Annotated in this window: 22 protein-coding genes and 1 pseudogene; 14 read left to right on the top strand and 9 right to left on the bottom strand. The window is 44.3% G+C overall.

Going from position 1 to position 25,481, the window contains the following annotated elements:
- The first annotated feature begins 5 nt into the window (after nucleotides 1-5).
- From H6F63_RS05880 to H6F63_RS05845, 8 genes are all read left to right on the top strand, one after another.
- Nucleotides 6-1,115: a T3SS effector HopA1 family protein gene (locus H6F63_RS05880; RefSeq protein ID WP_190635670.1), complete on the top strand. Its 1,110-nt coding sequence runs from the start codon at nucleotides 6-8 to the stop codon at nucleotides 1,113-1,115.
- Nucleotides 1,112-2,134, top strand: coding sequence for an aldo/keto reductase (locus H6F63_RS05875; RefSeq protein ID WP_190635668.1), 1,023 nt, complete (start codon nucleotides 1,112-1,114; stop codon nucleotides 2,132-2,134). Before H6F63_RS05880 ends, H6F63_RS05875 begins: the two co-directional genes overlap by 4 nt.
- 52 nt (nucleotides 2,135-2,186) lie before the next feature.
- A complete protein-coding gene (locus tag H6F63_RS05870; RefSeq protein WP_190635666.1) occupies nucleotides 2,187-3,011 on the top strand; it encodes a TauD/TfdA family dioxygenase in 825 nt (274 codons plus the stop codon).
- Between the two features lie 27 nt (nucleotides 3,012-3,038).
- On the top strand, nucleotides 3,039-4,202 hold the full coding sequence (locus tag H6F63_RS05865; protein ID WP_190635664.1) for a hypothetical protein: 1,164 nt from the start codon (nucleotides 3,039-3,041) through the stop codon (nucleotides 4,200-4,202).
- Nucleotides 4,203-4,417: 215 nt separating this feature from the next.
- Nucleotides 4,418-5,176 carry a peptidylprolyl isomerase gene (locus tag H6F63_RS05860; protein ID WP_190635662.1) on the top strand — a complete coding sequence of 253 codons (759 nt, stop codon included), beginning with the start codon at nucleotides 4,418-4,420 and terminating at the stop codon, nucleotides 5,174-5,176.
- Nucleotides 5,177-5,566: 390 nt separating this feature from the next.
- Entirely contained in the window at nucleotides 5,567-5,794 is a 228-nt protein-coding gene (locus H6F63_RS05855; RefSeq protein ID WP_190635661.1) for a hypothetical protein, read from the top strand.
- A gap of 207 nt (nucleotides 5,795-6,001) precedes the next feature.
- Nucleotides 6,002-6,175, top strand: a complete 174-nt coding sequence (locus tag H6F63_RS05850; RefSeq protein ID WP_190635659.1) for a hypothetical protein — start codon at nucleotides 6,002-6,004, stop codon at nucleotides 6,173-6,175.
- A 53-nt stretch (nucleotides 6,176-6,228) separates the two neighbouring features.
- The gene (locus tag H6F63_RS05845) at nucleotides 6,229-6,420 is read left to right on the top strand and encodes a hypothetical protein (protein WP_190635657.1); all 192 of its coding nucleotides are present in this window, start codon (nucleotides 6,229-6,231) and stop codon (nucleotides 6,418-6,420) included.
- 87 nt (nucleotides 6,421-6,507) lie between these two features.
- On the opposite strand, the gene H6F63_RS05840 is transcribed toward H6F63_RS05845, so the two are convergent.
- The 4 genes from H6F63_RS05840 to H6F63_RS05825 all read right to left on the bottom strand — a co-directional run bounded on the left by H6F63_RS05840 (nucleotide 6,508) and on the right by H6F63_RS05825 (nucleotide 12,350).
- A complete protein-coding gene (locus H6F63_RS05840) occupies nucleotides 6,508-7,260 on the bottom strand; it encodes a peptidylprolyl isomerase (protein WP_190635654.1) in 753 nt (250 codons plus the stop codon).
- A 54-nt stretch (nucleotides 7,261-7,314) separates the two neighbouring features.
- Nucleotides 7,315-8,880, bottom strand: coding sequence for an HlyD family efflux transporter periplasmic adaptor subunit (locus H6F63_RS05835; protein ID WP_190635652.1), 1,566 nt, complete (start codon nucleotides 8,878-8,880; stop codon nucleotides 7,315-7,317).
- A 103-nt stretch (nucleotides 8,881-8,983) separates the two neighbouring features.
- Entirely contained in the window at nucleotides 8,984-11,734 is a 2,751-nt protein-coding gene (locus tag H6F63_RS05830) for a peptidase domain-containing ABC transporter (RefSeq protein ID WP_190635650.1), read from the bottom strand.
- Nucleotides 11,735-11,744: 10 nt separating this feature from the next.
- On the bottom strand, nucleotides 11,745-12,350 hold the full coding sequence (locus H6F63_RS05825; protein WP_190635648.1) for a helix-turn-helix domain-containing protein: 606 nt from the start codon (nucleotides 12,348-12,350) through the stop codon (nucleotides 11,745-11,747).
- A gap of 527 nt (nucleotides 12,351-12,877) precedes the next feature.
- On the opposite strand from H6F63_RS05825, the gene H6F63_RS05820 reads away from it, so the two are divergent.
- Nucleotides 12,878-13,846 carry a site-specific integrase gene (locus H6F63_RS05820; protein WP_190635645.1) on the top strand — a complete coding sequence of 323 codons (969 nt, stop codon included), beginning with the start codon at nucleotides 12,878-12,880 and terminating at the stop codon, nucleotides 13,844-13,846.
- Between the two features lie 30 nt (nucleotides 13,847-13,876).
- Here the strand turns inward: H6F63_RS05820 and H6F63_RS05815 are convergent, their stop codons facing one another.
- A complete protein-coding gene (locus tag H6F63_RS05815; protein ID WP_190635644.1) occupies nucleotides 13,877-15,817 on the bottom strand; it encodes an AAA family ATPase in 1,941 nt (646 codons plus the stop codon).
- 172 nt (nucleotides 15,818-15,989) lie between these two features.
- Nucleotides 15,990-16,484, bottom strand: a complete 495-nt coding sequence (locus H6F63_RS05810; RefSeq protein ID WP_190635642.1) for a hypothetical protein — start codon at nucleotides 16,482-16,484, stop codon at nucleotides 15,990-15,992.
- 1 nt (nucleotide 16,485) lies between these two features.
- On the opposite strand from H6F63_RS05810, the gene H6F63_RS05805 reads away from it, so the two are divergent.
- Nucleotides 16,486-16,653, top strand: coding sequence for a hypothetical protein (locus H6F63_RS05805; RefSeq protein WP_190635640.1), 168 nt, complete (start codon nucleotides 16,486-16,488; stop codon nucleotides 16,651-16,653).
- A 17-nt stretch (nucleotides 16,654-16,670) separates the two neighbouring features.
- Here H6F63_RS05805 and H6F63_RS05800 read toward each other — a convergent pair whose 3' ends face one another.
- The gene (locus H6F63_RS05800) at nucleotides 16,671-17,018 is read right to left on the bottom strand and encodes a hypothetical protein (RefSeq protein WP_190635638.1); all 348 of its coding nucleotides are present in this window, start codon (nucleotides 17,016-17,018) and stop codon (nucleotides 16,671-16,673) included.
- Between the two features lie 241 nt (nucleotides 17,019-17,259).
- Between H6F63_RS05800 and H6F63_RS05795 the strand changes: the two genes are divergently transcribed.
- From H6F63_RS05795 to H6F63_RS05780, 4 genes are all read left to right on the top strand, one after another.
- Nucleotides 17,260-17,970 carry a hypothetical protein gene (locus H6F63_RS05795; protein ID WP_190635636.1) on the top strand — a complete coding sequence of 237 codons (711 nt, stop codon included), beginning with the start codon at nucleotides 17,260-17,262 and terminating at the stop codon, nucleotides 17,968-17,970.
- The gene (locus H6F63_RS05790) at nucleotides 17,945-21,526 is read left to right on the top strand and encodes an NACHT domain-containing protein (RefSeq protein WP_347276775.1); all 3,582 of its coding nucleotides are present in this window, start codon (nucleotides 17,945-17,947) and stop codon (nucleotides 21,524-21,526) included. Before H6F63_RS05795 ends, H6F63_RS05790 begins: the two co-directional genes overlap by 26 nt.
- A 298-nt stretch (nucleotides 21,527-21,824) precedes the next feature.
- A complete protein-coding gene (locus tag H6F63_RS05785) occupies nucleotides 21,825-22,787 on the top strand; it encodes a XamI family restriction endonuclease (RefSeq protein ID WP_190635633.1) in 963 nt (320 codons plus the stop codon).
- 12 nt (nucleotides 22,788-22,799) lie between these two features.
- Nucleotides 22,800-24,446 (top strand): SAM-dependent DNA methyltransferase, encoded by a 1,647-nt coding sequence (locus H6F63_RS05780; protein ID WP_190635630.1) that lies wholly within the window; start codon nucleotides 22,800-22,802, stop codon nucleotides 24,444-24,446.
- Nucleotides 24,447-24,520: 74 nt separating this feature from the next.
- Here H6F63_RS05780 and H6F63_RS05775 read toward each other — a convergent pair whose 3' ends face one another.
- Nucleotides 24,521-24,763, bottom strand: a complete 243-nt coding sequence (locus tag H6F63_RS05775) for a hypothetical protein (RefSeq protein ID WP_190635628.1) — start codon at nucleotides 24,761-24,763, stop codon at nucleotides 24,521-24,523.
- Nucleotides 24,764-25,339: 576 nt separating this feature from the next.
- Nucleotides 25,340-25,481 (bottom strand): annotated as a pseudogene (locus H6F63_RS30900) (serine/threonine protein kinase); the annotation flags it as partial.

The following is a 25,481-nucleotide window of genomic DNA, read 5'->3' as shown; positions in this document are numbered from 1 at the left end:
GTATTATGCAATTACTAGATTCTCTTCCTACTCAAGAAGGTTGTGCAACAAGCAATCGCATACTGGATGCTCTGCAAGACATAATCAAAGTTCAAATCCAGTCCAACTTCTGCATTCTCCATCCCGATTACAAACCTTGGGAACTTCCATCGGAGGTAGTAACCCGCTTTCAGGGAATGCCAACAGAAGTCCAGAATCGATACATAAGTTTGCAACTTCGCAGTTTTCTTTACGGTATCCATTACAACGGCTCCCTGAAAACAGCCCTCGCAAATTCAGATGCCAAGCCACTGTACCAGGATTTAGAAAACAATACTGTCTTGGGGGTAGACTTGGCGTTTTACGAGCGATTGCACGACAGCAATGCTGGAGAAGGTTACTTTGACCTTGGTTGGTTGGTAGTACGGCAGGAGAGTGATGGTAGTCTGGCTGTAACCAAAGGCGGTTTGACTCTGCATATTAAGCGAGAACAGCATCTCCAACCCACCGAACAATCTGCCGCTGTCGGCGACTCAGTTGCCATTCGGATGCCCAAAAATTTTGTCCAAAACGGATTTTACATGGCGGTTGGCAATGCAGGGCCAGAAAGTCATCAGTATCCAGAAGGGCATCCAGAAACCGTGCGTGTTTACTTCAATTTAACTACTGAAGGTGCAGTTGCAGTCATGGCAAGCCTGACGCATCTGCTGAATAAAATCTCGCTTCCCTTCACCTTTAAAGTCTTATACAACCCAACTGATTACGGGCGCTACGACTCAGGAGTTCTTTACTTTGAGAAAAGCAACTATGAAGCAGTCCGGCAAGTTTTGCTGACGGTTTATACACAAGCAAGAGTGCATTTTCAGCCAGAAATTCCTTTATTCACCAAGTTACTTGCACCAGGGTTGGGATTAGCAGAAGAACCAGACTGCAAATTTGCTGCCCAAGAAAGTTTTGGGATGAATCGCTGCCAAATTGTCGCTAATGGCTTACTGGAAGCTTGGCACAAAGGGGATGACTCCTCAGAAGGTCGGATTAGCGCTGTCTTCCAGCACTTCTCTCTCTTGGGTATTGATTGGCAGCGTTCCTATCTCAATGCTAACTCCGAAAACATTTACACACCGTTAAACCTATGAAAATAGCCGATATTTCCTCGAACTCGGTAATTTCATCCGACGCTGTGGAGCATGCCGTTAATAAATTTCCAGAGTCTAATTTGCCGTTTTACCGCAAACTTGGAAGGACTGATTTAACAGTTAGTTGTCTTGGATTGGGTGGCGGCGGTGGCATTTCTAGTGAGGATACCCTGTATGCCTTTGACCAGGGAATTAACTACTTTTTTTACTCCAGCGACTTGCACCACTATATCTACAGTTCGATGGCTGATGCGCTGCGACAGTTGTGTGGTCGTCGTTCCTCGGTACGAGAGAAAGTGGTGCTGGCAACGGTGACATACATCAAGAGTCCAGAAGTAGCCTTAGCAGCTTTATTAGACCAGTTTGTAGAACTGGGAATTGACTATATCGATGTGTTGTTCTGGGGTTGGATAGGTTCCAATGATGGGCAAGCTTTCCAAGACTGCTTGCAGCTTTCCCCGGATTTGCGAGGTGCCAGTTCCGTTTATCAGCGCACCATAGAAAGATTTTTTGGCGCTTCTGAACGCCTAAAAAAAATGGGAGCTGTTCGTTATATTGGTGCTTCTTTCCACGATATCAATCTGGCTCGACAGTGGTTGCAAAGTCCACTGTTAGATGTAGTGATGGTGAGACACAATGTGGCTCATCGTTCTGCCCAAAGTCAGGTATTCAATCAGCTGGATACCCAAGATGCTAAGCGACCCGGAATCGTCACTTTTAAGTCTACAGGCTCTCATTCAGGAGCGCTTTGGGATGCTCCTGCTGGTTTGCCAGCGGGGTGTTGGCAGCCTTCGGTTCCAGATTTGTATCGCTATTCTTTGAGCCAAAACTGCGTAGATGTCTGTTTGACGGGTTGGCAATGCCGGGAAGAGATTGATGCTGCCATTGCTGGAGTCCAAAAGGGCAAGCTGACAACTGCTGAATTAGATTACCTCAATTTGTATGGCGATTTACATCGTCAACGATTGAAAGTCTCAGAAATTCCACAGGAACGGTTGTTGTATTGCTTGGGTTATTGAGCGGGCGATTCTTAAAAGAGGTCTGTTAACTGGTAAGTTCTAGCTCCAGGCTATGAACAAGTTATTTCAAGAAGGGCATAGCATGATTGACCAAAGATATGTGTTTGACTATCGATACTTAGTCAAAAATTTTAGTTGCCAAAAAGAGCTAGGCAGTTGGATTAGAAGATATGTTGAGGTACACGGCTTCCTAATCTTGCAAGATGTAGAAAGTAGCTCTGATCTAGAGCGTGCAAGTCTATTTTTAACTCAACTTTGCTCCTTAATTGGTACTCTAGTACCCCATAATCCTGGCAATAATGACTTTGTTTGGCAAATCAAATCTCAATTATCTACCTCTGCTCTAAAGACCTTTTCTGAACATAATCAACACGCTCCACTTCACACAGATTCCCAATATAGGAACCAGCCTGAAAGATTCATTGCTTTAATGACGTTACACCAAGCTCATTGCGGTGGTGGCTATACAGAATTAGTTGACTTTAGGAAGATTTTCCAAGAGCTAAAGTGTACAGATTTGGGAAGTAGAGTTGTCCAATTTCTTAAAAGCGAAAGTTTTCCTATTGCTATTCCAAGTGTTTTTCAGGAAGCTTCAAAACCAGCATACATAAGAGCAAAGCTGGTTTCAGAAAGCCCTTTAATTCGATATAGGTACGATACCCTGAAAGCTGGATTGTCTCTAATAGAGGATCATCGAGTTGCAGCTTTTCATGAGAATCTTGATTTGCTTAACAACTTTATTCAATCAAGTCCTCATCGATTTCGTTTTCTATCATTACCTAACGAAATTACCTTTCTTGACAATCACAGATTCTTACATGGTAGGTCATCATTCACTGATTTAAACAGATTACTACTCCGAACTCGAATGAACTGAATATTTCAACACATGAGGTCAGTAGACATGACAAACTATCTCGAAAAATACTCAAAAGTTGGTCAGGGTGCTTGGACTGCAAAAGCTTTCTATGATATTACTGTAACTGCTTTATTGAATAATCAATTCAATGAAGTGGAAGAATTCATTGGTATTTTTAATATCATTTGTGGAAACTTTGGAGGTGAAGCAGCAGCCCGCAAATTAAGAAGTGCGGCTAATCTTTTAAGTACATATGGAAACCAAAAAGCATTAGCTGAATACTGCATAAATTTATCCAAACAAGTTCAAATTCAGCCTTTAGCTTCTTCTTGTATTCCGTTACCACAAATAGAAAAAAACTATGAATCCGAACAAATAATCTCTTCTCGAATAAGCGAGATTTGCGATTTCCTAAAATGCTCTAAAGCTGATTTGGAAAATTCTATTAAAGAGGAGATTGAGTCAGATATTATACCAGCAGATTGGGCTTTACAAATCCCTTCTCTCTACGAACAAGCCTACACTGAATGGTTCAGCAAAGTAGTTGAAACGCATCTTATAGGATATCTACCTAAGCGATGTTTTCCCTACTCCGCCCCGTGTGTCAAGGTTATTGGTTGGAGCTCTGAAGTTTGGCGTTGTTGGAGATTGTTGAAGCGTCCTACTTTAATTGATCCAGGAATTTTCAGACCTTCGCAGTTTTTCGTATGGCATATAATTCATGACTCTGTTCATATTTGGCAAATGCAAGCGTATGGCGAAAAATGGTCTAACATTTTGTCTCCAAATGAGTTCTTATTCCTGGAGGCACAAGCGATGTATGCAGAGAAAGTTTTCTTGAACTTAATGCAACATTCAGTGATTGAAGTGCCAAGCTGGTATCCCTCATCTTCAAAATCTATAATGCTTCGTCTACTGATTGGTCTTCTTGAACGGGAAATTCGTCTTGACTTAGACTTAAAAGTGCATCTTCACGGTCAGAATTTCTCAAGCTGGTTGAGAGAGATTTCAAAAATAACAAATTTATCGCCAGACTACTTCCAGGGTCTTACAGCTGAGTTGCTAGGTATGCCTGGTTTTTGTGCAGCGTATACTGTAGTGACTGATGCTTTTCAACGCATTCCTCAACAACAGCGAGAGATCATGCTTCAAGAATTTCCCAACATTACTTACGAGTCCATCGTGGCAGCACCAATGACGGCAGTATAAACCTAATTGGATAAGGCTAGCAAGGTTAGTTACTTTTGTAAATCAATTGCTCGGCAGATACTCAACTAGAAAGTTGTATTGCGCTTAGTTATCTAAGGTTTTAGGTTGCACCTAATATCTATCGCCCATACCTTTCAGGGTGGGGTTAAAGAAACAAAACCTTCCTACGCAAGCTTTCAGAAAAAATACATTTCTCAATTTCACAGGATCAAACTATGCAAGAAACTTCGGAAAAATTGCTATCCCCAGAAATTTTTGCTGCAACTGACGACGCTGTTGTCGCCTACCTGCGTCATTCTTTCAAATTTGTTGAAATAGCAGCACTGGCTGAACGGGATGCTTTAATTTTGGCAGTTTGCGAACAGCTTGGTATCACTATTTCTGATGAAGAATTGCAAGCGGCGGGGGATGCTTTTCGCTTGGAAAACAAGTTATTAGGTGCATCTGAAACGTTGGCTTGGCTGGGACAACAGCGAATTAGTGTAGAAGATTGGTCGAAAGGAATTCGAGTATCCTTACTGACGCAGAAGTTGAAAGAGCATCTTTTCGGGGAAGCGGTAGATAATCATTACATGACCAGCCGGGATGATTATCGGCGGGTGGCTCTGTCTCAGATTTTAGTTCGCGATTTGACAGAAGCTTTGAAAATTGCCCAAGCGCTGCGGGTGGAAAATGCTTCTTTCTGTGCGTTAGCTTTGGAATACTCGAAGGGGAAGCAGTCGCAACAAAATGCTGGTTTTGTGGGGATTCGGTTTTTGGCGGAATTGCTACCGGAGATTGGGAAGGCTGTTGCTGAGGCGAAGGAAGGCGAGGTAGTTGGGCCTATTCAGACCAAGTTGGGTTATCACATTCTGAGAGTTGAGAAGTGGTTTGCGGCTGAGTTGAATGAAGTCAGGGAACAGGTTTTAGAATCACTGTTTCAGGGTTGGCTACAAACGGCAAGCAGTTCTGATGTTGGTGCTGAAATGCGTTAATGAGATAATCAAGGTTTTGAATTCTCAACTGGGTAGCTAAGCTTTGCGAGTGCAATGCCTACCTCTGATTTAGTTCAGGGGTAGGATTTTTATTTGTTTGGATAGACAAATGCAAAACCATCTCGGTATCCAGTTTTTTCCGACAAAATTGTTTTAATTTTAACCTTATTACGTGAATCCATAATACTTTTTATGCGTCTATGCAACATTAATATAATTAAGACATCCACTAAAATTAAGGTTGAAAAATTATAATTGATAATATTATGTCTTTTTAAGTAGATTATTTATATTGCAATCCATATCTTATTAAATTTCAATAGTTAATAAGAGTTAGGCGAGCAAAAGTCTAACCACCAAAAAATAATAAATTTTGGAGGAGATTTATCAATGGCTACAATCAAAATTACCAACCTTCATCCTACTGGCTCTGAACTGTTCCATGATTCCGAAAGCTACCTTAATGAATTAACAGATGATGAGCTTAATTTGCCTGGTGGTGGTACGCCTGGTATTGTTACTACTTTGGCTATTCGCTCTGGGTATAAGTGCGCTGAAGTTTCTATTCGTGTCACTGTAGCTACTTACAACTTTGGGAGGAATCAGAAGTGGTGGTAACCGATAAAACAACGTAAGCCTCCCTTGCATAAATCAACCTCCTATTAAAGATGGAGGTTGATTTAAAAGAAATTAAATGGCAAAAAACATCTCAATAGCTGATCTCAAAATTCTCAACTTTCATCCAATACGCCCTTCTGCACTTTGGGCATAGAGTTTGACTCTACCTAAGCTTTTCGTAAATTCCAAATAGAAGGAGATCTTTCAATGGCTACTATCAAAATTACCAATCTTCACAGCACTGGTTGCGAACTGTTCTATGATTCCGAAAGCTTTCTAAATGAGCTAACAGATGAAGAACAGAATGTTGCTGGTGGTATCTACTACACTTGGTTACTCCGAAAGATGCCTCCTTTCCGTCCTCCTGTATTTTGGGCATAGAGTTTGACTTTACCTAAGCTTTTCGTAAATTCCAAATAGAAGGAAATCTCTCAATGGCTACGATCAAAATTACCAATCTTTATTCCACTGGTTCTGAACTATTCCAAGATTCAGAAAGTTACCTGAACGATCTAACAAATGAAGAAATGAATTTGACAGGAGGTTTGATATTTACCCCTACACCTCGTTCTACACCATTTTGTACCCCTTGGATTATTATACTACCTCCCAAGCGGTGGTACTAGCTAGCTCATACTCATAGCTTTGTAGTTAAACAAATACACTCTAATATTTATTAGAGTGTATTTTTTACTAAAAAAATAAACTACGATCTAACCCAATTTATCTAAGTCAAAATTAGTCATAAGTTGCATTTTATCAAGCTGCTGCTTCACCCAACCCTGAAACAAATCAGAAATAATTTGATAACGCAACTTCTCATCCAACTGTGGTTTAATCACTTCATCAACCCAAATCAAATATACACCCTTAGCACCCACAATCGGCTTCAGAACCTGCGGCGGTTTAGCAGCAAAAACAGCAGCAGAAATCTCCGGTTTCATCTCATTACGCCGCACAACTCCCCGATATCCTCCACGACGACGTAACTCGGTATCCTGAATATATTGATGAGCAACTTCAGGAAAACTCATTTCCCCCTCTTGCAAAGCATAAAACAATTCCATCGCCAAATCTTCATCATCTAAAATCACTTCATAAATCACAGCGCCAGCATAATCCAATTGATGTTCCACAAACCAAGGTTCTACCTTGTCTGCAAACAAATGTTGCGCCAATTTCCCAGAAATCACGTTAGTGTAAACCATTTCTTCAAAATCATCCAAAGATAGGCAATTTTTCTTTAACCATTCCCAGGTTTCATCAGCAGTCTTCAATTTGCTGATTAGCCGAATATTATCTGCGGCTTGCTGTAATTCTTCAGCCTCCACTCTGATACCCGCCTCCGCTGCTGCATCCATTAGTATCTTCCGAGTAACTATTTGCTCGACAATAGAGGGAATTTGGCAGGATAACTTGACTTGATGAAGGATATCTTGAGTAGAAATAGTAATAGCTTGTGACATGACATTCTCCTGAAATGTAAAATTGATTCAATTATTTGTAGATGCACCGCATAATTACAGCTTTAAATCGCCTTTTTGTAACTTTTTAAAGGGATCAAGAATGAAATCAATAATGCGACGCTGACGGATAATTACCTCAGCCGTTGCTGGCTGACCTGACTTGAAGGGAATACACTTACTTTCTGGCTGAATACAATGTTGAGCCAGTTCGATTTCCAAGTCATAAGTAGTTATATTGCCCTGAGTTGTTTGGGTAATCTTGGAGTCTGGTGATATCCGACTCAGTTTCCCTTTCACAACTTCGTAATCTTGGAAGGGGTACTCATCAAATTTGAGATTCACATCTTTCTGTAGTTTCCCTGACCGTAACGACTCGCTTTCCGACGTAGGAATCTGTCCCTTGAATACGAGACGAGTTCCCTTTGGTGCAATCTCAGCAATCAGCTGTTTGGGTTGTACCACAGCACCTTCCCGCGTGATAGGAAGCTGAAAAATCGTGCCATCAAATGGCGCACGAATTGCATATTTTTCTAACTGCTCCTTAAGAGAATTAGCCTGCGTTTTCATTTGGGTAATTTCCGATTGCAGTGTAGCGATTTGTGTTTCCAACTCGTTCAGTTGTTGTTCACTTTTAGACACGGCTAATTTACCTGCCTCAATAAGGCTTTGATAGCCGCGTTGCTGCTCTTCTAGGCGGAGCTTGGCTTGCTCAATATCCGCCTGAACTTGACGAATAGTTCTCTGATAGTTACCTTGCTGCTCTTCTAGACGGAGCTTGGCTTGCTTGATATCAGATTGAGCTTGAGAGCGCAACTGTAGCTTTTCTTTTGCCAACCCTTCCATTTCTTTGACTTTGATTTCTGCAACCGCACCTTGTTGATAAAGTTTGCGGTAGCGTTGGACTTCAACCCGAGCATCGGTATAACGAATATCTGCTAAGTTATAGGCAGTTGTGCTATAGCTAACAGCCTGCCGCGCTTGCCCCACTTGTGCAAATTTTTCCTCTTTTTGTAAGTTGGAGGCAGCCTTAAGAGCATCAAAATTTTGCCGCGCCTGATCCACTTGTGCAATTTTTTCCAATTCTTGAGCTTTGTTCTGTTGCCGTTGGGTAGCAAGCGCGATCGCTAATTGGTTTTTTAGCAGTTCCAGCTGGTTAAGCCGATTTTGTTGACCTTCCAGTTTAATCTGGTTCTGCTGAATCTCATCGCGAACAGATTTAGAATCAAGCTCTACTAAAATCTGACCAGTCTTTACTTCGTCGCCTTCCTTGGCGTGAACCTTAACAACTGCAATGCTTTCTTGAATGTCTGCTTCTCGCTTAACAGTATCTCCCTTCAGCTCAAGTCGCCCTCTGGCAGTACCAGTCTCATCGACTTTGTACGACATTGCCCAAGGTAAAAGGATAGCTACAAACACCACCAAAAAATACAGCAACCCCCGCGTCCAAGTCTGGGGCAAGGTATCAAGTAATTCCTCAGTAGCGTAAGACCAGTCATCGCTATGGGTTGATTTCCCATTGCTTAAATTAGTAGAGTCCAGCAACTGTGTGGGCAAACCTTCGTTCTGACCCTCTTCTAAGTTCAGTTGGGGTGGAACGTGTGAATTGGATGTGTGAGGCATATTTTTCAGTAACTAATGTTAGATTTCAGCAGCAGTCCGTGCAGACGAATTCGCGTTTTGCGTATCCAGAGCGGTGCCGTGCTTCTTTGTGTCGTCGGGTTATTCAGCCCGTTACATCGCGTTGTTGCTGGTTGAGGAAAAAGTAATAACCCTCCTTCGCCATCAACTCGTCGTGGGTTCCGCTTTCGACTAAAACGCCTCGGTCTAACGCCAGAATTAAATCTGCATTACGCACAGTGGAGAGACGATGAGCGATGATTATTGTGGTTCGATTTTTGCGAATGGCGCTGAGGTTGTCCTGAATAATTCGCTCAGATTCAGCATCGAGATGACTGGTTGCTTCATCGAAAATCAACAGTTGGGGATTTCCTAATAAGGCACGAGCGATGGCGATCCGTTGTCGTTGTCCACCAGATAACATTCCTCCGCCCTCGCCAATTTGCGTCTCGTACCCCATTGGCAGTTTCTTAATAAACTGATCTGCCCCAGCTTGACGAGCAGCTTCCATAATTTCTCCTAGGGTGACTGATGGATAACTAATGCTAATGTTTTCCCGAATTGTGCCACCAAACAAAAACGTATCCTGGTCAACTACACCAATCTGAGAACGGAGCGATCGCAGTGATAGGCTGGTTATATCTTGACCATCAATCAACACCTTCCCGTCTGTGGCGGGATAAAGCCCTAAAACCAATTTGGAAATCGTAGTTTTTCCAGAACCACTGCGTCCCACCAGCGCTACAGTTTGACCGGGTTTCACCTCAAAACTGAGATTTTCCAAAACGTTGACATCGCTTTCTGGGTGATAGCGGAAAGTGACCTTATCAAAGCGAATGTTACCGCGAAGTTGGGGTAAAGATTGACGAGATTGATGTTGTAAATCTTCTTCTGGTTCCGCTTCAATCACATCATGGATGCGCTCAATCGCAATCACCACTTCCTGCACCTCATTCCACAACACCGTCAGCCGCTGGAATGGATTAATAACGTTGCCTAAAAGCATATTGAAAGCAACTAATTGACCAGGGGTGAGTTGACCTTGAATTACCTGCAATGCTCCAAACCACAGTAATCCTGTTGTTACCAACGCTTCGATAGTAGAACTGAAAACATGCAGCCTGTTGCCTATGACCTGTCCTGCAAAATTGCTTTTAACCGATTTATTGAGGAGTTCTTCCCAATGCCAGCGAACAGTTTGCTCAACCGCTAAGGATTTGACCGTCCGGACACCAGTGAGGGATTCGATTAGATAACTACTTTCGGCAGCTAAGGCATTAAAGATTTCTCTGGAAGTTTTTTGCAAGAAAGGTGTTGCAATTAGCGCCAGGAAAACAAACGGTGGGACAATAACCAATGCGCCAAGCGCCATCTTCCAGCTATACCAAAACATCAATCCCACGTAGATAAAAACTGTCAGTAAATCGAGCAAGATTGACAGTGCTTCACCAGTGAGAAAGCGCTGAATCTTATGATTTTCCTGTACGCGGGAGATGATGTCGCCTACATAGCGCGACTCGAAATAGCTTAGTGGCAACCGGAAGGTATGTCTAATAAAACCAACAATCAGCGCCAAATCAACTCTATTCGCTGTTTGGTCTAGCAAATATTGCCGCAGTCCAGTCATGGCGACTCGGAACAGGCTAAAGATGAGCAAACCTAATCCTACTGTTGTCAAAGTCAACTCAGATCGATGCACGACCACTCGATCCAAAATCAACTGGGTAAACAGAGGCGTAATCAGTCCAAATAGCTGAATGAAGACGGAAGCAATGAATACCTCTAGCAGTACCAGCCAGTGAGGTTTGACTAACTCAAAAAACTGCCAGAATGGGGTATTGGCATCCTTAGCATCTCTAATTAACGCTGTAGGCTGCAATAACAACGTATAGCCAGTCCAACCCGCTTTAAATTCCTTGTGGCTGAAGGTGCGTTGACCGATGGCTGGATCGGCTACGATAACGTGCTTGCTGGTTATTTCATAGACAACGACGTAGTGCTGCCCTTCCCAATGAGCGATCGCAGGCAGGCTTTGTTTAGCCAGCTGGTCGAGGCTAGCTTTCACAGGTTTGGTCGAAAAGCCGATGCTTTCTGCCGCTGCTGATAATCCTCGCAGTGATGCCCCATTGCGGTCAACATTAGCCAAATCCCGCAGACGATTGACACTAAAACGCTTGCCCCAGTAACGAGCTACCATCACCAAGCAAGCAGCACCGCAGTCGGAAGCACTCTGTTGTTGAAAGAACGGGTAGCTCCGGATGAGTCGCTGCCACAGATGACCAACTTGCAAAGTGGGGCTGGGGAAGTAGGCTTTACTAATCTTTCTCTGGTTTTTTGGCGGTTGGGCTGGTATGGAAAACCCAACTGGTTCAGCGAAACTGGTAACAGCTGCCACTGGTGGGACATCAGCATCTTTAGGGGTATCAGACGCTCGAAGCCGCGAATCTTGCAGAACTGCCTGACGATGAAGATGCTCTCTGATAGCGGGATATTTGCGAATAAGGTCAGAAAGACACTTGCCCGGAAGGTAGCAGATAGTCGGCGCATTTTGGGTAGCTCTCACCGAGTAAGGCTCAAAGGACTCTTCTGGAAACAGAGTCAGTTCACCGAAAGACTCCCCTACTGAGAGCGAAGCCAACAAGTTATTGTTGCTATCAGTTAGCCTCACCTTACCAGCAGTGATGATGTAGACACCGACTTGGGCATTGGTGGCTTGCCAAAAGAGTTTGCGTGGCGATGGCTCTATGACTTGAATGTGTTGGCTTACGTGTGAGAGTTCCTGCTCTGTAATAGCCTGTCCTAGTATTTTGAAGAGCAGGCTGCTAGAAACAAAAGGTGCGGATGGATTTTGAACCATAGCTGCAATCTCAACGGATAGAATTTAATGACCACAGAGAAGCAGGGGACTCTGGCACTGAGCCGGATGTCAGATCGCGAATTACAAGGCGGGTGCCGATGTCGGTTTGAGGGGCTGTTTCCTCATCTATAGCGGGTTTAGGTCGGGTGGTTAGTCCTATGTCTTTGAGAAGTCGGTTGATGTGGCGATCACTAACTTCAATGCCAAACTCTTTCGCTAGATGCTTGCTCAGCCATTTCGCTGTCCAGCGCCGAAATGAGTAGCCAAACTCCTTCGGACTCTGGCTCACCAATTCTTTCAACCGCTCTAGGTGTTCATCATTAACGGTTTTAGGTCGGCCAATTGGGTTATCGTTCCAGTTATGAGCCAAGCCTGCCTGTGCCATGAAAATCCAATGCCGTGCCGTCCCTTGAGAACACCCTAAGGCTTGACAAATTTGGGTCTGAGTTTTTCCCTCATCTGCTAGCAGCATGATTTGGAGGCGCTGACGGTACTGTTCCGGTAAATCGTCTTGTAGACTTTTTTGCAGTAGTTTGCGCTGAAATGGTGTCAAGCAGTGACCCTGAAGAGTTTGGTCGCTTCTGTCCGTGTCGGATTTCGAGCGTTCGTGTGGCATATCCGTGAATTGATGGGAATCTGAAATTGTTTTTGGGGACAAAAGGATCTCAATATGCGGGTGTACGGAAGTTAATGGCACAGCGACTTCCTTTTATGGAAGTTCAAAGGAACGCACGCCCGGATGCCAGTCTCGTTCTCGACTACAAAGGCTTCACTGTAAGCGACAAGCTTTGCAGGGCTGCTTGCTCGTAGAACCTTTGCAAAGTTGAATTGATATAGGCAGCGTTGCTTGCTCGTAGTAGGAGCCTCTACATATTGGATCGGACTTCAAGCTAGGGTATGTCTGCAAAGCTGTTTCCCTGCCGCTGCGATCGCACTACGCAAGCCCTCAGGAGAGGAGCCAATTCACCCAATCATCGAGTGTGCTGCGGGTTTGTAGAAAACACGCACACTAGAATTTTTTATAGACTTCTGGCGCTTTTCGTTTCAACGGAATTATGGGTTCGCGGACAAACCGACAGCTGCGAATGCACCGCATGACGGACAATTGGGAGTAATATCGAGAACAAAACTTCTGATAAATCTATGCCTCGTCTCAAGCCAGAGGTGGCCTCCGAGCTGGTACTGACTGAGCCACTGCCACTCACTTCTCATCCAGCCGCGGTGTACCTTTCTCTTTTGGCACCCGGCTCTCGACCGACGATGCGCCAGTCTTTGGATGCGATCGCGTCTCTGCTCACTCAGGGTCAGTGTGACGCGATGACGCTCAATTGGGCGGCGTTGCGGTATCAGCACACGGCAGCGGTGCAGGGAGCGTTACTGGCCTCGCGAAAGCCGGCGACGGCTATAAAAATGATGTGCGCCTTAAGGCGGGTACTCAAAGAAGCGCTGCGACTGGATTTGATGGATGCGACTGCTTATGCCAAGGCAATTGATTTACCTCAGATTCGGAGCAATCCGGAACTCAGGGGCCGTGCCTTAAGCGAGGATGAAATTGCGGCGTTATTTGAGGCGTGCCACAATGACTCGACGCCTGCGGGTGTTAGAGATGCGGCTTTGATCGCGATTCTTCGGGTGGGATTGCGTCGGGCTGAGGTGGTGAAATTAGAGTTGAAAGATTTTAAGGCGAGTACGGGAGAACTGAAAGTACGGGGCGGTAAAGGCGGGAAAAACCGCACGGTGTACCTTCCAAGCGATGCCATTGTACTGGTGGAAGATTGGTTGAAGGTGAGGGGACGATCTCCAGGTGCGTTGCTGTGTCCTACTTGGAAACAGGGTCGCATCCATATCAGACCTCTAACGCCCCAAGCGGTGCTGATGATTCTTCGCAAACGGGCACTGGAAGCTGAGGTCGATCTGTTTTCTCCTCACGATTTTCGGCGGACGTTTTGCTCAGATTTATTGGATGCGGGGGTTGATATTGTGACGGTGGCTGCTTTGGCGGGACACTCTTCGCCTGAAGTGGTGGCTAAATATGACCGTCGGGGAGAGGAAACTAAACGAAAAGCTGTGGAGAAGTTATCAATTCCTAGCAAAGGTCGAACTACTCAATAGCGTAGTAGCATGACGAGATTGACTTGACCTTCAGGGTGTTAGTTTCTGCTTACCATCGAGAACACCCCGCAAAAACTCGGCTAGTTCAGAAAAGTGGTTAGGGTCTTTATCAACCACCCATTCTGTAATCATAGTTGGGTGTCTTGGTTTCCGAAATTTTACCCGCGTCTCAGAAAAGTTTGCAAACAAGTCATCAAGAAGCTTCGCGGCATCAATATTTTCATCAACCCATTTTGAATCTGAGAGTTTCTCCTGAGGAGTGCCGTTCGGGAAATAATGTTTCTTGTGCTTATTTTCTTCGAGCCATTCCTGAACTTTAAGGCTGGTGATAGGTTCTTTCTGTTCCTCTTTATCCTCCTCGTTGAGGATGTAAGCTATAGCCTCTGGATGAAGCAAATAATTTTCATACATCCGCCGATTTATGAATTCAATTGGATGAGAGCTTCTTCTCTTGATATCATCGATCTCTCGTTCTAACAGCCCCTCTCTGTCAAAGACAAATCCAATAGCAGGTGGAAACAAGGTTTTTCCGCTACTGAGGCGGTCGTATAGCTCAAACATAACGTTAGCAAGTTGAACCTTTTTACCCACTAAATCGCTAGTGTTTTTTACACCAATGATTTGGGTGCCTCTTAAAGGCTGCTGCGCTACCCTCTCTAGTATCAGTGGAAAGCATCGCTCTTCAGTTTGCCCTTCCACCCAAAGAATGTTATCGGCACCAAAAACGTCAGACAAGCTGACTCCAATTTCAGCTAAGAGGGAGCGCAGTTGTCTTGTCTCTTTTGAGCCCATCACCGAGGCTTTTGTTTCACTATCCTCATAACGGAGCTGCACGATAGTAGAGGGATTGGCAGCAGAAATAATCTGAGGTGAATGAGTAGCAATAAAATATTGGTGTTGGGGAAATTCTTTGAGAATCTCTACCAGTTTTTTAGCGGCTCCTGGATGCAAAAATGACTGGGGTTCATCGATAATAATTATTCGCGGCTCTGGAGCGGTAATTACGACATAGAGAATCGCCAAAACTTGACCAATTCCAGTTCCGGACGCTGAGAGTGGAAATGCTAAGTCGTCCCGGTCATTTTCAACAGCTTCTTTCGACCAAACTAGGATTTCAAGACGAGAAGAATCCCGCAGGGGAATTTCATCCTTCTGCTTAGGCTGTGGTCGAACAGAAATCAATTTTATCTCTGGAAAAATGATGGAGACGTACTGGTTGAAACGTTCATACACACTTTTTTTTCCGGGCAATTGCAATAGGCTGAGAACTTCAGCGAGATTTGAGGCATTTGGCTTAAGTGTAGAACTGCTTCCATGAGGGCAACTCCCAACATTTAAGCGTTCGGCATAGAATCGGTATATTCTCTGCCTGAATTCTTGGCAGAGAGTAACGAGAAAAGGTTCTGCATCATTGTCAAAAACTATATTTCCATCTAAATTAAACCGCCCGTCCTTTCCCTGTCCAAGAGAGAGAATTTTGGATGAGTTTCTAAGCCTTATAGAAGGTCTATTTTCTTCTACTTGCTTGTATAAACACACGCGAGGGTCTAGGCCAGTAATCTGGATGTCCCTGCTGCTAGAAATAGTTAGTTCTACATCGGCTGGATTATCTATCCATTCCTGAAATAGATTAACTGCTTGGTTTAGGGTAGGGGGATTGCCGTCTGGTGGTAAAATTCCCAAATCATGAGGAAGTAACTGGTCTATTATGGCGCTGATTTCAGCTTTTTTAAAAGTAACTGAAAATTCCACGCTAGATTCACTTTCTAGTCTTAAGGAGGGAGTCGGTAATGTTTTGATACTCCGGTGCGGGTGCGGCTCATGAGAAAGATTCAGGGTAAGGGCTTTAAGAAGTGCTGTTTTACCGGAGTTGTTTTGCCCAACAATAATGTTGATTCCAGGTTTGAATTCTAGCAGTCCAGAGTCTCGAAAGGATTTGTAGTTGAAAAGTTGAAACTTTGAAAGATACATGACCTGTAGTTGGGTTCTATGACTTGCCAAAACCAAGCTAGGCGATGGTTGTAGTATTTTGTATTATTTTAAGGGAACTAAACCAAGAGTGGGATACTGTGTCAGAGAGTGGCTCAACGTGGGGGACGAAAGGCACAACAGCGAGCGCACTCCTTCCCCTCTCCGGCTTTACCTACGATCGCAGTTGTTCTTTTTTTACTCCTAGAACTTCCTCCATAACAACTGCAATTGGCACCAATCGCCCAATGGTTGTGTAGTAGCTACTACCTACCGATGTCGTTGTCGAGCGTTCCCGAAAGCGATCGATGTTAGCAACAAACCAGTCCCGCGTTGCTGGCATCGGTAACATATATAAGGTGCGGGGTGTGACAAAGTAATAAAACAACCAATCGGCTTGGGTGTAGAGGAAGCAACCAGGGGTGCCTTTCTCAAAGTTGCTGTACGTTTCAAAGAAAAAATTGCCAGTCTTGTGCCAGCGATCGCCCTTAATCTCCACCTGGTGGGAGCCATTGTGCGTTGTCCAAATCAGGTCAACGTCGATTTGTTGGTAAGCTGGCTCCAACTCGACATTCCGAACGCTGACGGTTTCGGAATTGCGCCGCAACCAAGCTTCAATATCCGTCGTGGCTTGTTGGGCTACGGCTACACTCTCATCTATGCTATACATAATGGTTAATCCAGTTGTAGGGGTGACGCGAGCGCCTTTTTGGCACCCAGAAAGTTGCAAAAAAGCAGCACGCCAATGGTGCGAAATAGTCCAGCAGCGGGAATGGCTGTTACCACCAGGACTTATGCAGCTTGCAAACCCAAACATTACCTGTGGAGATGCTGCGTAAGTCCTGAAGAGAACGGTTTAGGCTGAGATGTTAGGCTTCCATTGATTGCGGATAGCTTCAACCAAAAGTCCTTCTGGGTTCCGCACTGTTCTCCACTGCTGATTTTCCGCAACAACCGCTATTGCATCCCGTACCACCTCAACGCTGGTGGAGAGGAGCAAGTTCTTGAGCCAGGGATTCAGTTGGAACCCGGCTGCTTCTACTTCTTGCAAGATGGCATCTGGGTTAGCACTTGCGGGAACTGGTTGAGTCTTGGGAGAATTCTGATCGGCCTCAGCTAAGGTCATTAGATGATCTAGGCGCTCCACACCGTAAGAATCCGCAAAGTCTTTAGCTACTCGTATGTAGTTAATCAGTGATATCATTTTTTACTCCTCTGGGTTGTTTAACTCACTGAACTCAGAGTAATTTCCACGTAGTACCCCAAGCCTAGAGGGGTCTAATAGAGGCTGGAAGTCCTTTAAAATCAAGCTATGCAGCTTGGGTGGCGTTTGGGTCTACCCCAACCTTTTTTGCGGGAAGTCTTTTAAAATCGGTATATGCAGCTTGGGGTAGGCTTGGGTTAACCCAAACCGATTCAAAAAACTATTGTAAGTAATTAAACTTATGGGGCGAACGGATAACTGGGGAGAGGAGCCACTGAAGCGGGCGAAGCACCTAATTAGGTTTCTAGCGTCTTACAACAATTCTCAAAAGAGCAGCTTGTCCGCAGAATGGCGAAATGAAGACAGTGATCGCCCTGAGTTAGACATTAGGACAACTCTGTTAAATCTGGTACTGCTGCTTTACCCTGAACGCATCACGTCCAAATACGACCCCAAAGCCGAGAAGGAAAAACTTGAAGTTCAGAATACAATTAACCGCCTCAAAGAATTAAAAATTGTGCGAGAGAATAGCACGCCAGGAGAAAAAAGTAAGGGGATACGGTACTTCACGTTTGTTCTTTGGCACAAAATCCATTTAGAAGAAAATCGGACACAGATGGAGTTAGCTTGGCGAAACCGCTCTAAATCGGGAAAATCCAAAGTTGAAAAAACTCCGCAAACGAATAATCAGCAGATGTATGAGACTCCTAAGAGAGAACTAGAGCCACGACTTGAGGAAATTGTAAAACTGTATCTTGCTGCATCTTTTAATCAAGATGCTTTTGCGGAGTTAGACCAAGCCGGTGAAACCGATCCAGACCGTAGAACAAAACTAAAACAAGTCTTTATTGACCTGGATGTTAAAACTCGTAAAGGGTCAATACCTCGTGATTTTAAATTAGAGAATCTTCCCCTTTCAGCAAGGAATGATACTGATGACATCCCCTTCTAATATTGAAGAAAATGAAATATTGTCCATTGTAGAAAATAAAGTTTTTTCTGCAATGGACTGCCTTCTAAATGAGTGCTGTAACAAAATTGTAATCATTGGTGGGCCTGGTCAAGGAAAATCTACGCTAGGGCAACAACTAGCACAAGTGCATCGTGCTAAATTGCTTGGCAAATCTTATGAGTGCCACCCCTATAACTTTCAACCTCGGATTGAACGCATTCCCTTCCGAGTTGTGCTGAAATACTTCGCTCAGTGGCTAGTTAAGAACCATAGTTTTGACAATTTAGAGTTTTACCTAGCCGAAAAAGTATGTGAACTAGCTGCACAACCAGTGGGGTCTGTTTCTACAAATGATATCCAGCAGATTCTTCGCTGCCGACCTTGCCTTTTAATTCTAGATGGGCTTGATGAGGTCGTAGGAATTGAGTTGCAAGAGAAGATGCTTGCACGTATAAATGATTTTATGGAACGAGCAGAGCAGTTAGATGCCGATTTAATGGTGGTAGCAACCTCTCGTCCAAAAGAATATGAAAGAAAGTACAAAAATAATTTTATCCCGGCATATTTTTGGCATTTGGAGTTGCTTAAACTTTCCAAAGAAAAGGTAAACGACTATGCAAAAAAATGGATACCCGAAAAAATTTTGCGGAAAGAGGAAACAAACCGGATAGCTGAGCATCTAGAAGAATGTCAGCAGAATGATAATATATCAACTTTGTTAACAACCCCCTTACAAGTAACTATCATTTTGCTCATCATCAAAGATGGCGGACGCCCGCCATCTCAGCGAGAAGCTCTCTTTGATGAATACTGGCGTATTATATTTCGGCGCGAGAAAAGCAAAGCCAAGGGGATTATCCAAAGTGATGAATCGATGCTGTTCGAGCTGCATAGCTATCTTGGTTATTTATTGCATCGTCGAGCATCTGAAGAAAATGTTCAATCTCTCTTGCCTGAAGACGAGTTTAAGCAATTTGTTCGCGAGTTCTTGCGTAAGGAAGACAGACGCTCATCAGACAATGCTATCAATTCAAGGATGGAGGAATTATTTAGTGGACGAGATAGGTTAGTATTGATTGTTGAACCTCAGCAAGGCTTATTCGGCTTTGAACTGCGCTCTTTTCAAGAGTTCTTTGCAGCAGTTCACTTGGCGCAAACTGCCGTTAATACCGAACAACGCTTTGAACGTCTCAAAGCAATTGCTTGTTCTCAGCATTGGCGCAATGTTGCCTTATTATGTGCTGGTCGGATTGCACGTAACTTCAGAGGAGAAGCAAGCAATATTTTTGAATTAGTTTGTCGTCCTGTGGATCGGGGAGAGCCGAACCGTTATCTAAGACTAGGAGCCTGGTTTGCTATGGAAATTGCGGCTGATGGCGCTCTTAGTGCTAACCGTAATCTTCAGTACAACGCTGTTGAATATGGTTTAGAGGTTTTAAGAATAGGTTTAACTAGAGACCAAGAGCGTGAGCTAATCTTTCTGACAAAGAGATTGTCTGAAGAGGATAAACGCGACATTCTTCATCCTGCGTTAGAAGAAAAACTTGACTCCTTACCACAGGGGTGTTTGGAAAAGGCTTTAAATCTTTATGGTCAAAACTTTGGGGCAACAAGTCTCTTTCAAGAAAAGATTGACGTTTTGCTTAAGACGCGACGAGAAAACATTGTGGTTTCTGCATTGAACATAGCCCTACGCTATAAACCCGATCCTTTATGGATGGTGAAGCGGTTACAAGATCACTGGAACTACTGGAGAAAAGACTTACGGCAGGTATGGCATCATCAGCCTGAGTCCAGGATAAAGGTTTTCTCATACGAGTATGCTGAAAACCTGTTGAGTGTTTGGCAACTTTCTAAAACTCAGGCAACAGAAATAATCGAAGCAACTGTTGAAAATCCTTTTTTACATGAACATTGGTATTGCGAACCGCAACCTATATGGACTATACCGGAACCAGAAACAGTCTCAGAGCAACTGATACTGCTATTAAGGTGCGTTAACCTAATAAGTTTCTGGAACAACGCACTAGAAAGGCACAATTGGAGAAGACAATCGTCAAGAGCTGAAAAACTCAATCCGAGTCAATCGGGTGTTATTTTACTACCTGCAATAGGTATAGAAATAAAAATATTTAAGAAACAATTTTTATTTTCTCTTCCTAAAGACACGGCACAGATTTTAAGTAGCCTTTTGCAGCGATCTGACTTAATGCCGTGGCTCCAAGTATTTTTGTGGATAATTTTTTGGTACATTGACGAGCCTAGCCAAGCTGATATATCTACCTTCTTTGAGAGTATCTGGTTAAGTTATCAGGATACAGAACTTTTTAGGAATTTAGGGTGCAATTCTAGCTTACAGAAAGCTTGGCCCCTTTTGAGTATAGCCGTCGAACAACAAAAAAATCAAGGACATAAAGATATTAATAGATTACTGCCATTTTTAGATGCGAAGAATCAAATATCTGCTGCGGAACAAGTAGTATCGACAATTCGGGAGTATCTTGAACAGTCAGACAAGGCACAACAAAAACAGCTTTATATTGCGCTAAAAGCGCAGCATGGATTAGATAAAATTTTACCTTCTTTAATTCTATTGGCAAACCAGCTAGACATAACGGTTGAGCAGTTAGTAAATGTTTACATTGAAGGTTACAGATTTAAAAATGCTCCTTTTTTTAACATAGAATGTTCAAGTGACCAACTCCAAGGTTTACTAACAGCCTCCGAAGACGCTATAGAAATCCCTGAAAAACTTGTAAGACTACTGAGCTGTCTTATTGAGTTAGAATTTTCACCTAAGCCAGTTGCGTTAAAACAAGCTCAAAGACTCCTAGAATTAGTTATAAAACATTGGTCAAACTCTTCAGATTTACATCTTGTTAGACTAGGCATTATTTTCTGGTTTAAACTCTTAAGTTATGACACTAAGATAAAGCAAATAGCACCTCGTTTGTTTGCAGCCATACCCAAGACGGAACTATTAGGGTTAAGTGATTGGCCCGTACAGATAAATCGTGGTAAGTTTTTCTTGAGCTCTCTATTTGCGCTGAAATCTTTTCTTTACCACGAGCAAGAAGTAGTACGTGTGGGGAGTGCGCTCCTTCTTAAAGGGATGGTTAACAGCATAGGTCGCTATGGCTATCAGGAAGTTAGGCGGAAAGAACTCCAAGAATTGATAAATGCTGGATTGGATGCAGATTTAGGATGGAGTTTCGCCAACACTAATAACAGTAAAGTTCGCTTAATAGGAATTACACTTCTCAGCCTGTCAGACCATCCAGTCGAGAATAGCAACTACCAACACAGGCTTTTAGAGGCTTTGCAGCAACCGCAAAGTGCTGCGGAAGATGAGGCTTGGGCTGAGCTTTTACAAGAAATTCCAATGTTTAACGAAAAATATATAGGATGGCGTAACCTTTTAGAAGAAATTTTAGGTAAACCCTGGAGCTATAGCAATTTGGTATTAAGTGCAGCAATGGAGAGGTATCAAAAGCTTGCCAGTCCTGCTGGCAGCACAATATCTGAAGTTGACGAGAGGGCGTTGGGATTGCTGTAAGCGCTTATTTTCTGTAAAAATTTGCCGACTTGCTGAGTAATGTAGGAGTTGAGTAGGAGTTGGTGAACGTGCTAACCCTTCACCAACTCCTACTCAGCATCAGAGACTGACTGTAAGAGAGTAGTGATCGCCTCTTTCCATCAACCCCAACCAGCGAAGCACTCACACTTTATAAACAGCCTAAGCTGTCACCCAAGACAAGCACATAGCAGCGACTCTAGCCTCTGAATGGGCAATAGTGACTCAAATGAGGCGACAGTCAAGGGTTGTCTCACTCAGGTCATGTAGAGGGAACGCAGTGTCAGTCAATGCCGATAAACCACACTTGTGGAAGCCAGATATCGCCCAGTCAGTAGACTTCTACAACCGTTGGTTCATGCAGTTCGCTCCCACCGCATACCGCGATACTCGCATTGCCACCACTATCTCTGTCGAATCCGCCTTAGCCCGGACAGCTAATCTCACCAACATCACACCCGCTGTGTTACGGCAACATCCAGAAGTTCTGCCCATCCTACGCATGGCGACAGCACCGCCTATCGCCCGCGATCGCTTGATTGGTCTAGCGGGAGTTCCGCCCAACCTTGTCAAAAACATGGAAGAGAAACAGCGAATTCCACCCCGGATGAGCAGTATATTAGTTGATGCTGAACTTCAGAAAATCAGCCAAATCCTGGCACGGCTGACCGACAAAGACATCTTTCCCTGGCTGGAGAACCGACTGGAACCGACCGATACACAAGTTCACCGAGCAGCGACAATTGTTGCAGATCGTCTATGTGGTGCGCTTGCTGACCCCATTGTTCGCAATGCCCAAGAGCGCAGACAGCTGGCTACAATTAGGCAGTGGCTGGAACAGCGTGGCTATTCATACATTAGGGCAGGGCCTGGGTTAAGCTTTCAGACGATGCAGCCTGGAACTTTCTCGTTTCGGCTCAATATTCCGGTGAGCTTACAGGGAGGCATTAAACAGGTTAATATCCCGATTGACACTGTAATTAAGCCGCTTCAGTCCAGCCCTAGTGACTTACCGTTACTGATTGAAGCAAAATCCGCTGGGGACTATACCAATCCCAATAAGCGACGCAAAGAAGAAGCCATTAAAGTCGCTCAATTAAGACTCAACTACGGCAATAATATCTGTTTTATTCTGTTCCTTTGCGGTTACTTTGATAGTGGCTATTTGGGCTATGAAGCAGCTGAAGGAATTGACTGGGTGTGGGAACATCGCATCGATGACTTAGCGTTGTTTGGAGTGTAAAACATAAGCGGAATGTCAGCGACTGAATTAACACGAGCATTGCTAAATAAGCAACTTGATTCTGCCAAAACCCAAACTGAGCGAAATCAGCTTGGTCAGTTTGCCACATCAACGGCACTGGCAACAGACATTCTGGAATATGCCAGAGGGCTATTACCATCAAACTTCAAGATTCGTTTTCTTGACCCGGCTTTTGGTACTGGTTCTTTCTACTCCGCATTATTGCAGCGATTTTCGTTATCACAAATTGTTTCGGCAGTAGGTTACGAAATTGATTCACACTACGGGGATGAAGCGATTAAGCTTTGGGGTGACACGCCGCTACAACTCTCTATCGCTGACTTCACCCAAGCTAAACCTCCCAACTGTGACGAAGCTCTAGCTAACTTGCTCATTTGCAACCCGCCGTATGTCCGACATCATCATTTGACCAAGCTTGAGAAGCTGCGGCTCAAAAGGGCAACGGAGCAGACATCCGGTATAAAGCTGAGCGGGTTAGCCGGACTCTACTGCCACTTCCTCTGTCTTTCAGATCCCTGGATGGCTTCTGATGCTCTGGCTGGGTGGCTAATCCCCAGCGGGTTTATGGATGTGAATTATGGACAGCAAGTAAAAGAGTACCTGCTCAATCGCGTTACGTTGCTGCGCGTTCATCGTTTTTATCCTGATGATGTGCAGTTTGAAGATGCACTGGTGTCTAGTGCAGTTGTTTGGTTCAGGAAGGCTTTGCCACCAGTAAATCATGCTGTTGAGTTCACTTATGGCGGGAGTCTGACAGCACCAAAAGTGAGAGAGTTGGTTTCAGTGGAGGTGCTACGCCATACGGTCAAGTGGACTAAGTTTGGGCTGGGGTATAGTAGCAGGAATTCCAATGGTCAGCAGTTGAAGCTTAAGGACACCGCCTCTACTGAGGGAATGCCGCTTTCCTCTGAGGGCAGAAATTCCGAATTTCTGTCGTTGAAATTGTCAGACTTATTCACGATTAAACGGGGTTTGGCGACTGGAGCTAACCATTTCTTCGTGCTGACACCAGAGCAAGTTTCTACTCACCAACTGCCTCTTGAGTTCTTAAAGCCGATTCTGCCGAGTCCCCGGTTTTTATCAGTTGATGAGATTGAAGCTGATAGTGTTGGTAATCCCATTTTGAAAAGCAAGCTATTCCTGTTGACGTGCAACTTGCCTTTATACGAGGTGAAAGCCAAGTATCCGTCGCTTTGGAAATATCTCCAGATGGGAGTAGAGAATGGAATTAGCGATCGCTATCTGTGCAAGCATCGCTCTCCCTGGTATTCACAGGAAAAGCGTCCTCCCGCCCCATTTCTCTGCACCTATATGGGGCGTCAGAACACCAGCAGAGGTAGACTCTTCCGATTCATCCTGAATCACTCAATGGCGACGGCAACCAATGTCTACTTGATGTTGTATCCGAAACCAGCTCTGGAGAAGGCACTCTTGAAGAAGCCTGAGTTGCTACGGCTGGTGTGGCAGGCTCTCAATCAGATGGATGATGAGACACTGATGGGTGAGGGTCGAGTGTATGGGGGTGGACTGCATAAGCTGGAGCCGAAGGAACTGGGTAACGCGATCGCAGAGAAATTTCTTGAGATTTTACCAAGTTTAAGCTATGTGGCAAATCCACTGTCGGAGTCGTTACTATAGTTGGAATTCATTCATCGTCTTTTTCCTCCCTACTGAGTCGCTCCAGTTGCTCCACATACTCCTCCAGAAGTAGTTCAGGAATCAGCCTGATGACGTTTTCCCCATCTCAGAATTTCCATGCCTTGCGGATACTGATGCCCACTCGAACACAAGGGTTGATTTCTGTCCCACTCGTAAGTTGTGGCACGGGCGTCGTATTCCACCGAGAACAGAAAGTTATTAATCTCACAGCTTTCTCGCGAGAGCCATGACCAGAGTTCCGTGGCTACTAGGTTGGTCGGTAACGGGATACCAAACTCCAAGGTATACCACCTCAAAGCTTTCCCCGTCCGTGGTGCGGCAACGTTAGGGTTCTATGGTTGTCCACTGTTGGAGTTGGAATCTCAGATTAGATTCGCTCATGTGCGCTCTTTATTTAGAGCTTTTCAAGCCTAATTATCTAGGTTATAGAACAAATGTACTATAAATTTTATTCATTAAGGGACGCGGGTTGTGCGCTTTTTGTGTGATTCTAAACTCCTAATCCCTTACTGCCAAACTTCAGTTTCAACCTGAATTCAAGCTTAAATATGTACTCGCATAGCTGGTCAGTACCTATTTAATAGGTATCGTACCTATTTCTTCCGATGACGAGCATCCGAACCTTGACCTAGACATTCAAGCGCCCACCCGATAGAACCAACCCAACAATCAGGCTCTCAATCAAACATTCCACGTGGGGCGTAATCAGAATATGGATGTTGGGTATTCTGAACTTGAGAGGTAATGACCTACTCTCAAGCACGACGCAGAGACACCCAAGTAAAAGCAGAGAGACAGTGGAAGTGAAAATTGAAGTGATTGACGATCATCCCCCCATTTGCCAGATGTCATAAAACTGGGGGATGCCAATAAAAAAACTCTTGGTTTTCTTCAAAATAGACTAACAGCCGGGGAATTTGGTCATGGTAGCCCAATTTTTCCAAGATTTCGGCTTCGCTACAGAATAGACGCCGAGCGATTTGCAAGCATTCGGAATCGCTACTAGCAGGTTTG

It is taken from the genome of Trichocoleus sp. FACHB-40 (assembly GCF_014695915.1).
Lineage (GTDB): Bacteria > Cyanobacteriota > Cyanobacteriia > Cyanobacteriales > FACHB-T130 > Funiculus > Funiculus sociatus.
This window is presented reverse-complemented; position numbering and strand designations above follow the sequence as displayed.

Bases quoted from the DNA above. Each gene is read 5' to 3' on its own strand.
- H6F63_RS05845 (WP_190635657.1), top strand. From the start codon at position 6,229: ATGGCTACGATCAAAATTACCAATCTTTATTCCACTGGTTCTGAACTA.
- H6F63_RS05865 (WP_190635664.1), top strand. From the start codon at position 3,039: ATGACAAACTATCTCGAAAAATACTCAAAAGTTGGTCAGGGTGCTTGG.
- H6F63_RS05810 (WP_190635642.1), bottom strand. From the start codon at position 16,484: ATGTATAGCATAGATGAGAGTGTAGCCGTAGCCCAACAAGCCACGACG.
- H6F63_RS05855 (WP_190635661.1), top strand. From the start codon at position 5,567: ATGGCTACAATCAAAATTACCAACCTTCATCCTACTGGCTCTGAACTG.
- H6F63_RS05805 (WP_190635640.1), top strand. From the start codon at position 16,486: ATGGTTAATCCAGTTGTAGGGGTGACGCGAGCGCCTTTTTGGCACCCA.
- H6F63_RS05840 (WP_190635654.1), bottom strand. From the start codon at position 7,260: ATGTCACAAGCTATTACTATTTCTACTCAAGATATCCTTCATCAAGTC.
- H6F63_RS05820 (WP_190635645.1), top strand. From the start codon at position 12,878: ATGCCTCGTCTCAAGCCAGAGGTGGCCTCCGAGCTGGTACTGACTGAG.
- H6F63_RS05835 (WP_190635652.1), bottom strand. From the start codon at position 8,880: ATGCCTCACACATCCAATTCACACGTTCCACCCCAACTGAACTTAGAA.
- H6F63_RS05780 (WP_190635630.1), top strand. From the start codon at position 22,800: ATGTCAGCGACTGAATTAACACGAGCATTGCTAAATAAGCAACTTGAT.
- H6F63_RS05860 (WP_190635662.1), top strand. From the start codon at position 4,418: ATGCAAGAAACTTCGGAAAAATTGCTATCCCCAGAAATTTTTGCTGCA.
- H6F63_RS05880 (WP_190635670.1), top strand. From the start codon at position 6: ATGCAATTACTAGATTCTCTTCCTACTCAAGAAGGTTGTGCAACAAGC.
- H6F63_RS05790 (WP_347276775.1), top strand. From the start codon at position 17,945: ATGATACTGATGACATCCCCTTCTAATATTGAAGAAAATGAAATATTG.
- H6F63_RS05830 (WP_190635650.1), bottom strand. From the start codon at position 11,734: ATGGTTCAAAATCCATCCGCACCTTTTGTTTCTAGCAGCCTGCTCTTC.
- H6F63_RS05850 (WP_190635659.1), top strand. From the start codon at position 6,002: ATGGCTACTATCAAAATTACCAATCTTCACAGCACTGGTTGCGAACTG.
- H6F63_RS05815 (WP_190635644.1), bottom strand. From the start codon at position 15,817: ATGTATCTTTCAAAGTTTCAACTTTTCAACTACAAATCCTTTCGAGAC.
- H6F63_RS05795 (WP_190635636.1), top strand. From the start codon at position 17,260: ATGGGGCGAACGGATAACTGGGGAGAGGAGCCACTGAAGCGGGCGAAG.
- H6F63_RS05870 (WP_190635666.1), top strand. From the start codon at position 2,187: ATGAACAAGTTATTTCAAGAAGGGCATAGCATGATTGACCAAAGATAT.
- H6F63_RS05800 (WP_190635638.1), bottom strand. From the start codon at position 17,018: ATGATATCACTGATTAACTACATACGAGTAGCTAAAGACTTTGCGGAT.
- H6F63_RS05875 (WP_190635668.1), top strand. From the start codon at position 1,112: ATGAAAATAGCCGATATTTCCTCGAACTCGGTAATTTCATCCGACGCT.
- H6F63_RS05825 (WP_190635648.1), bottom strand. From the start codon at position 12,350: ATGCCACACGAACGCTCGAAATCCGACACGGACAGAAGCGACCAAACT.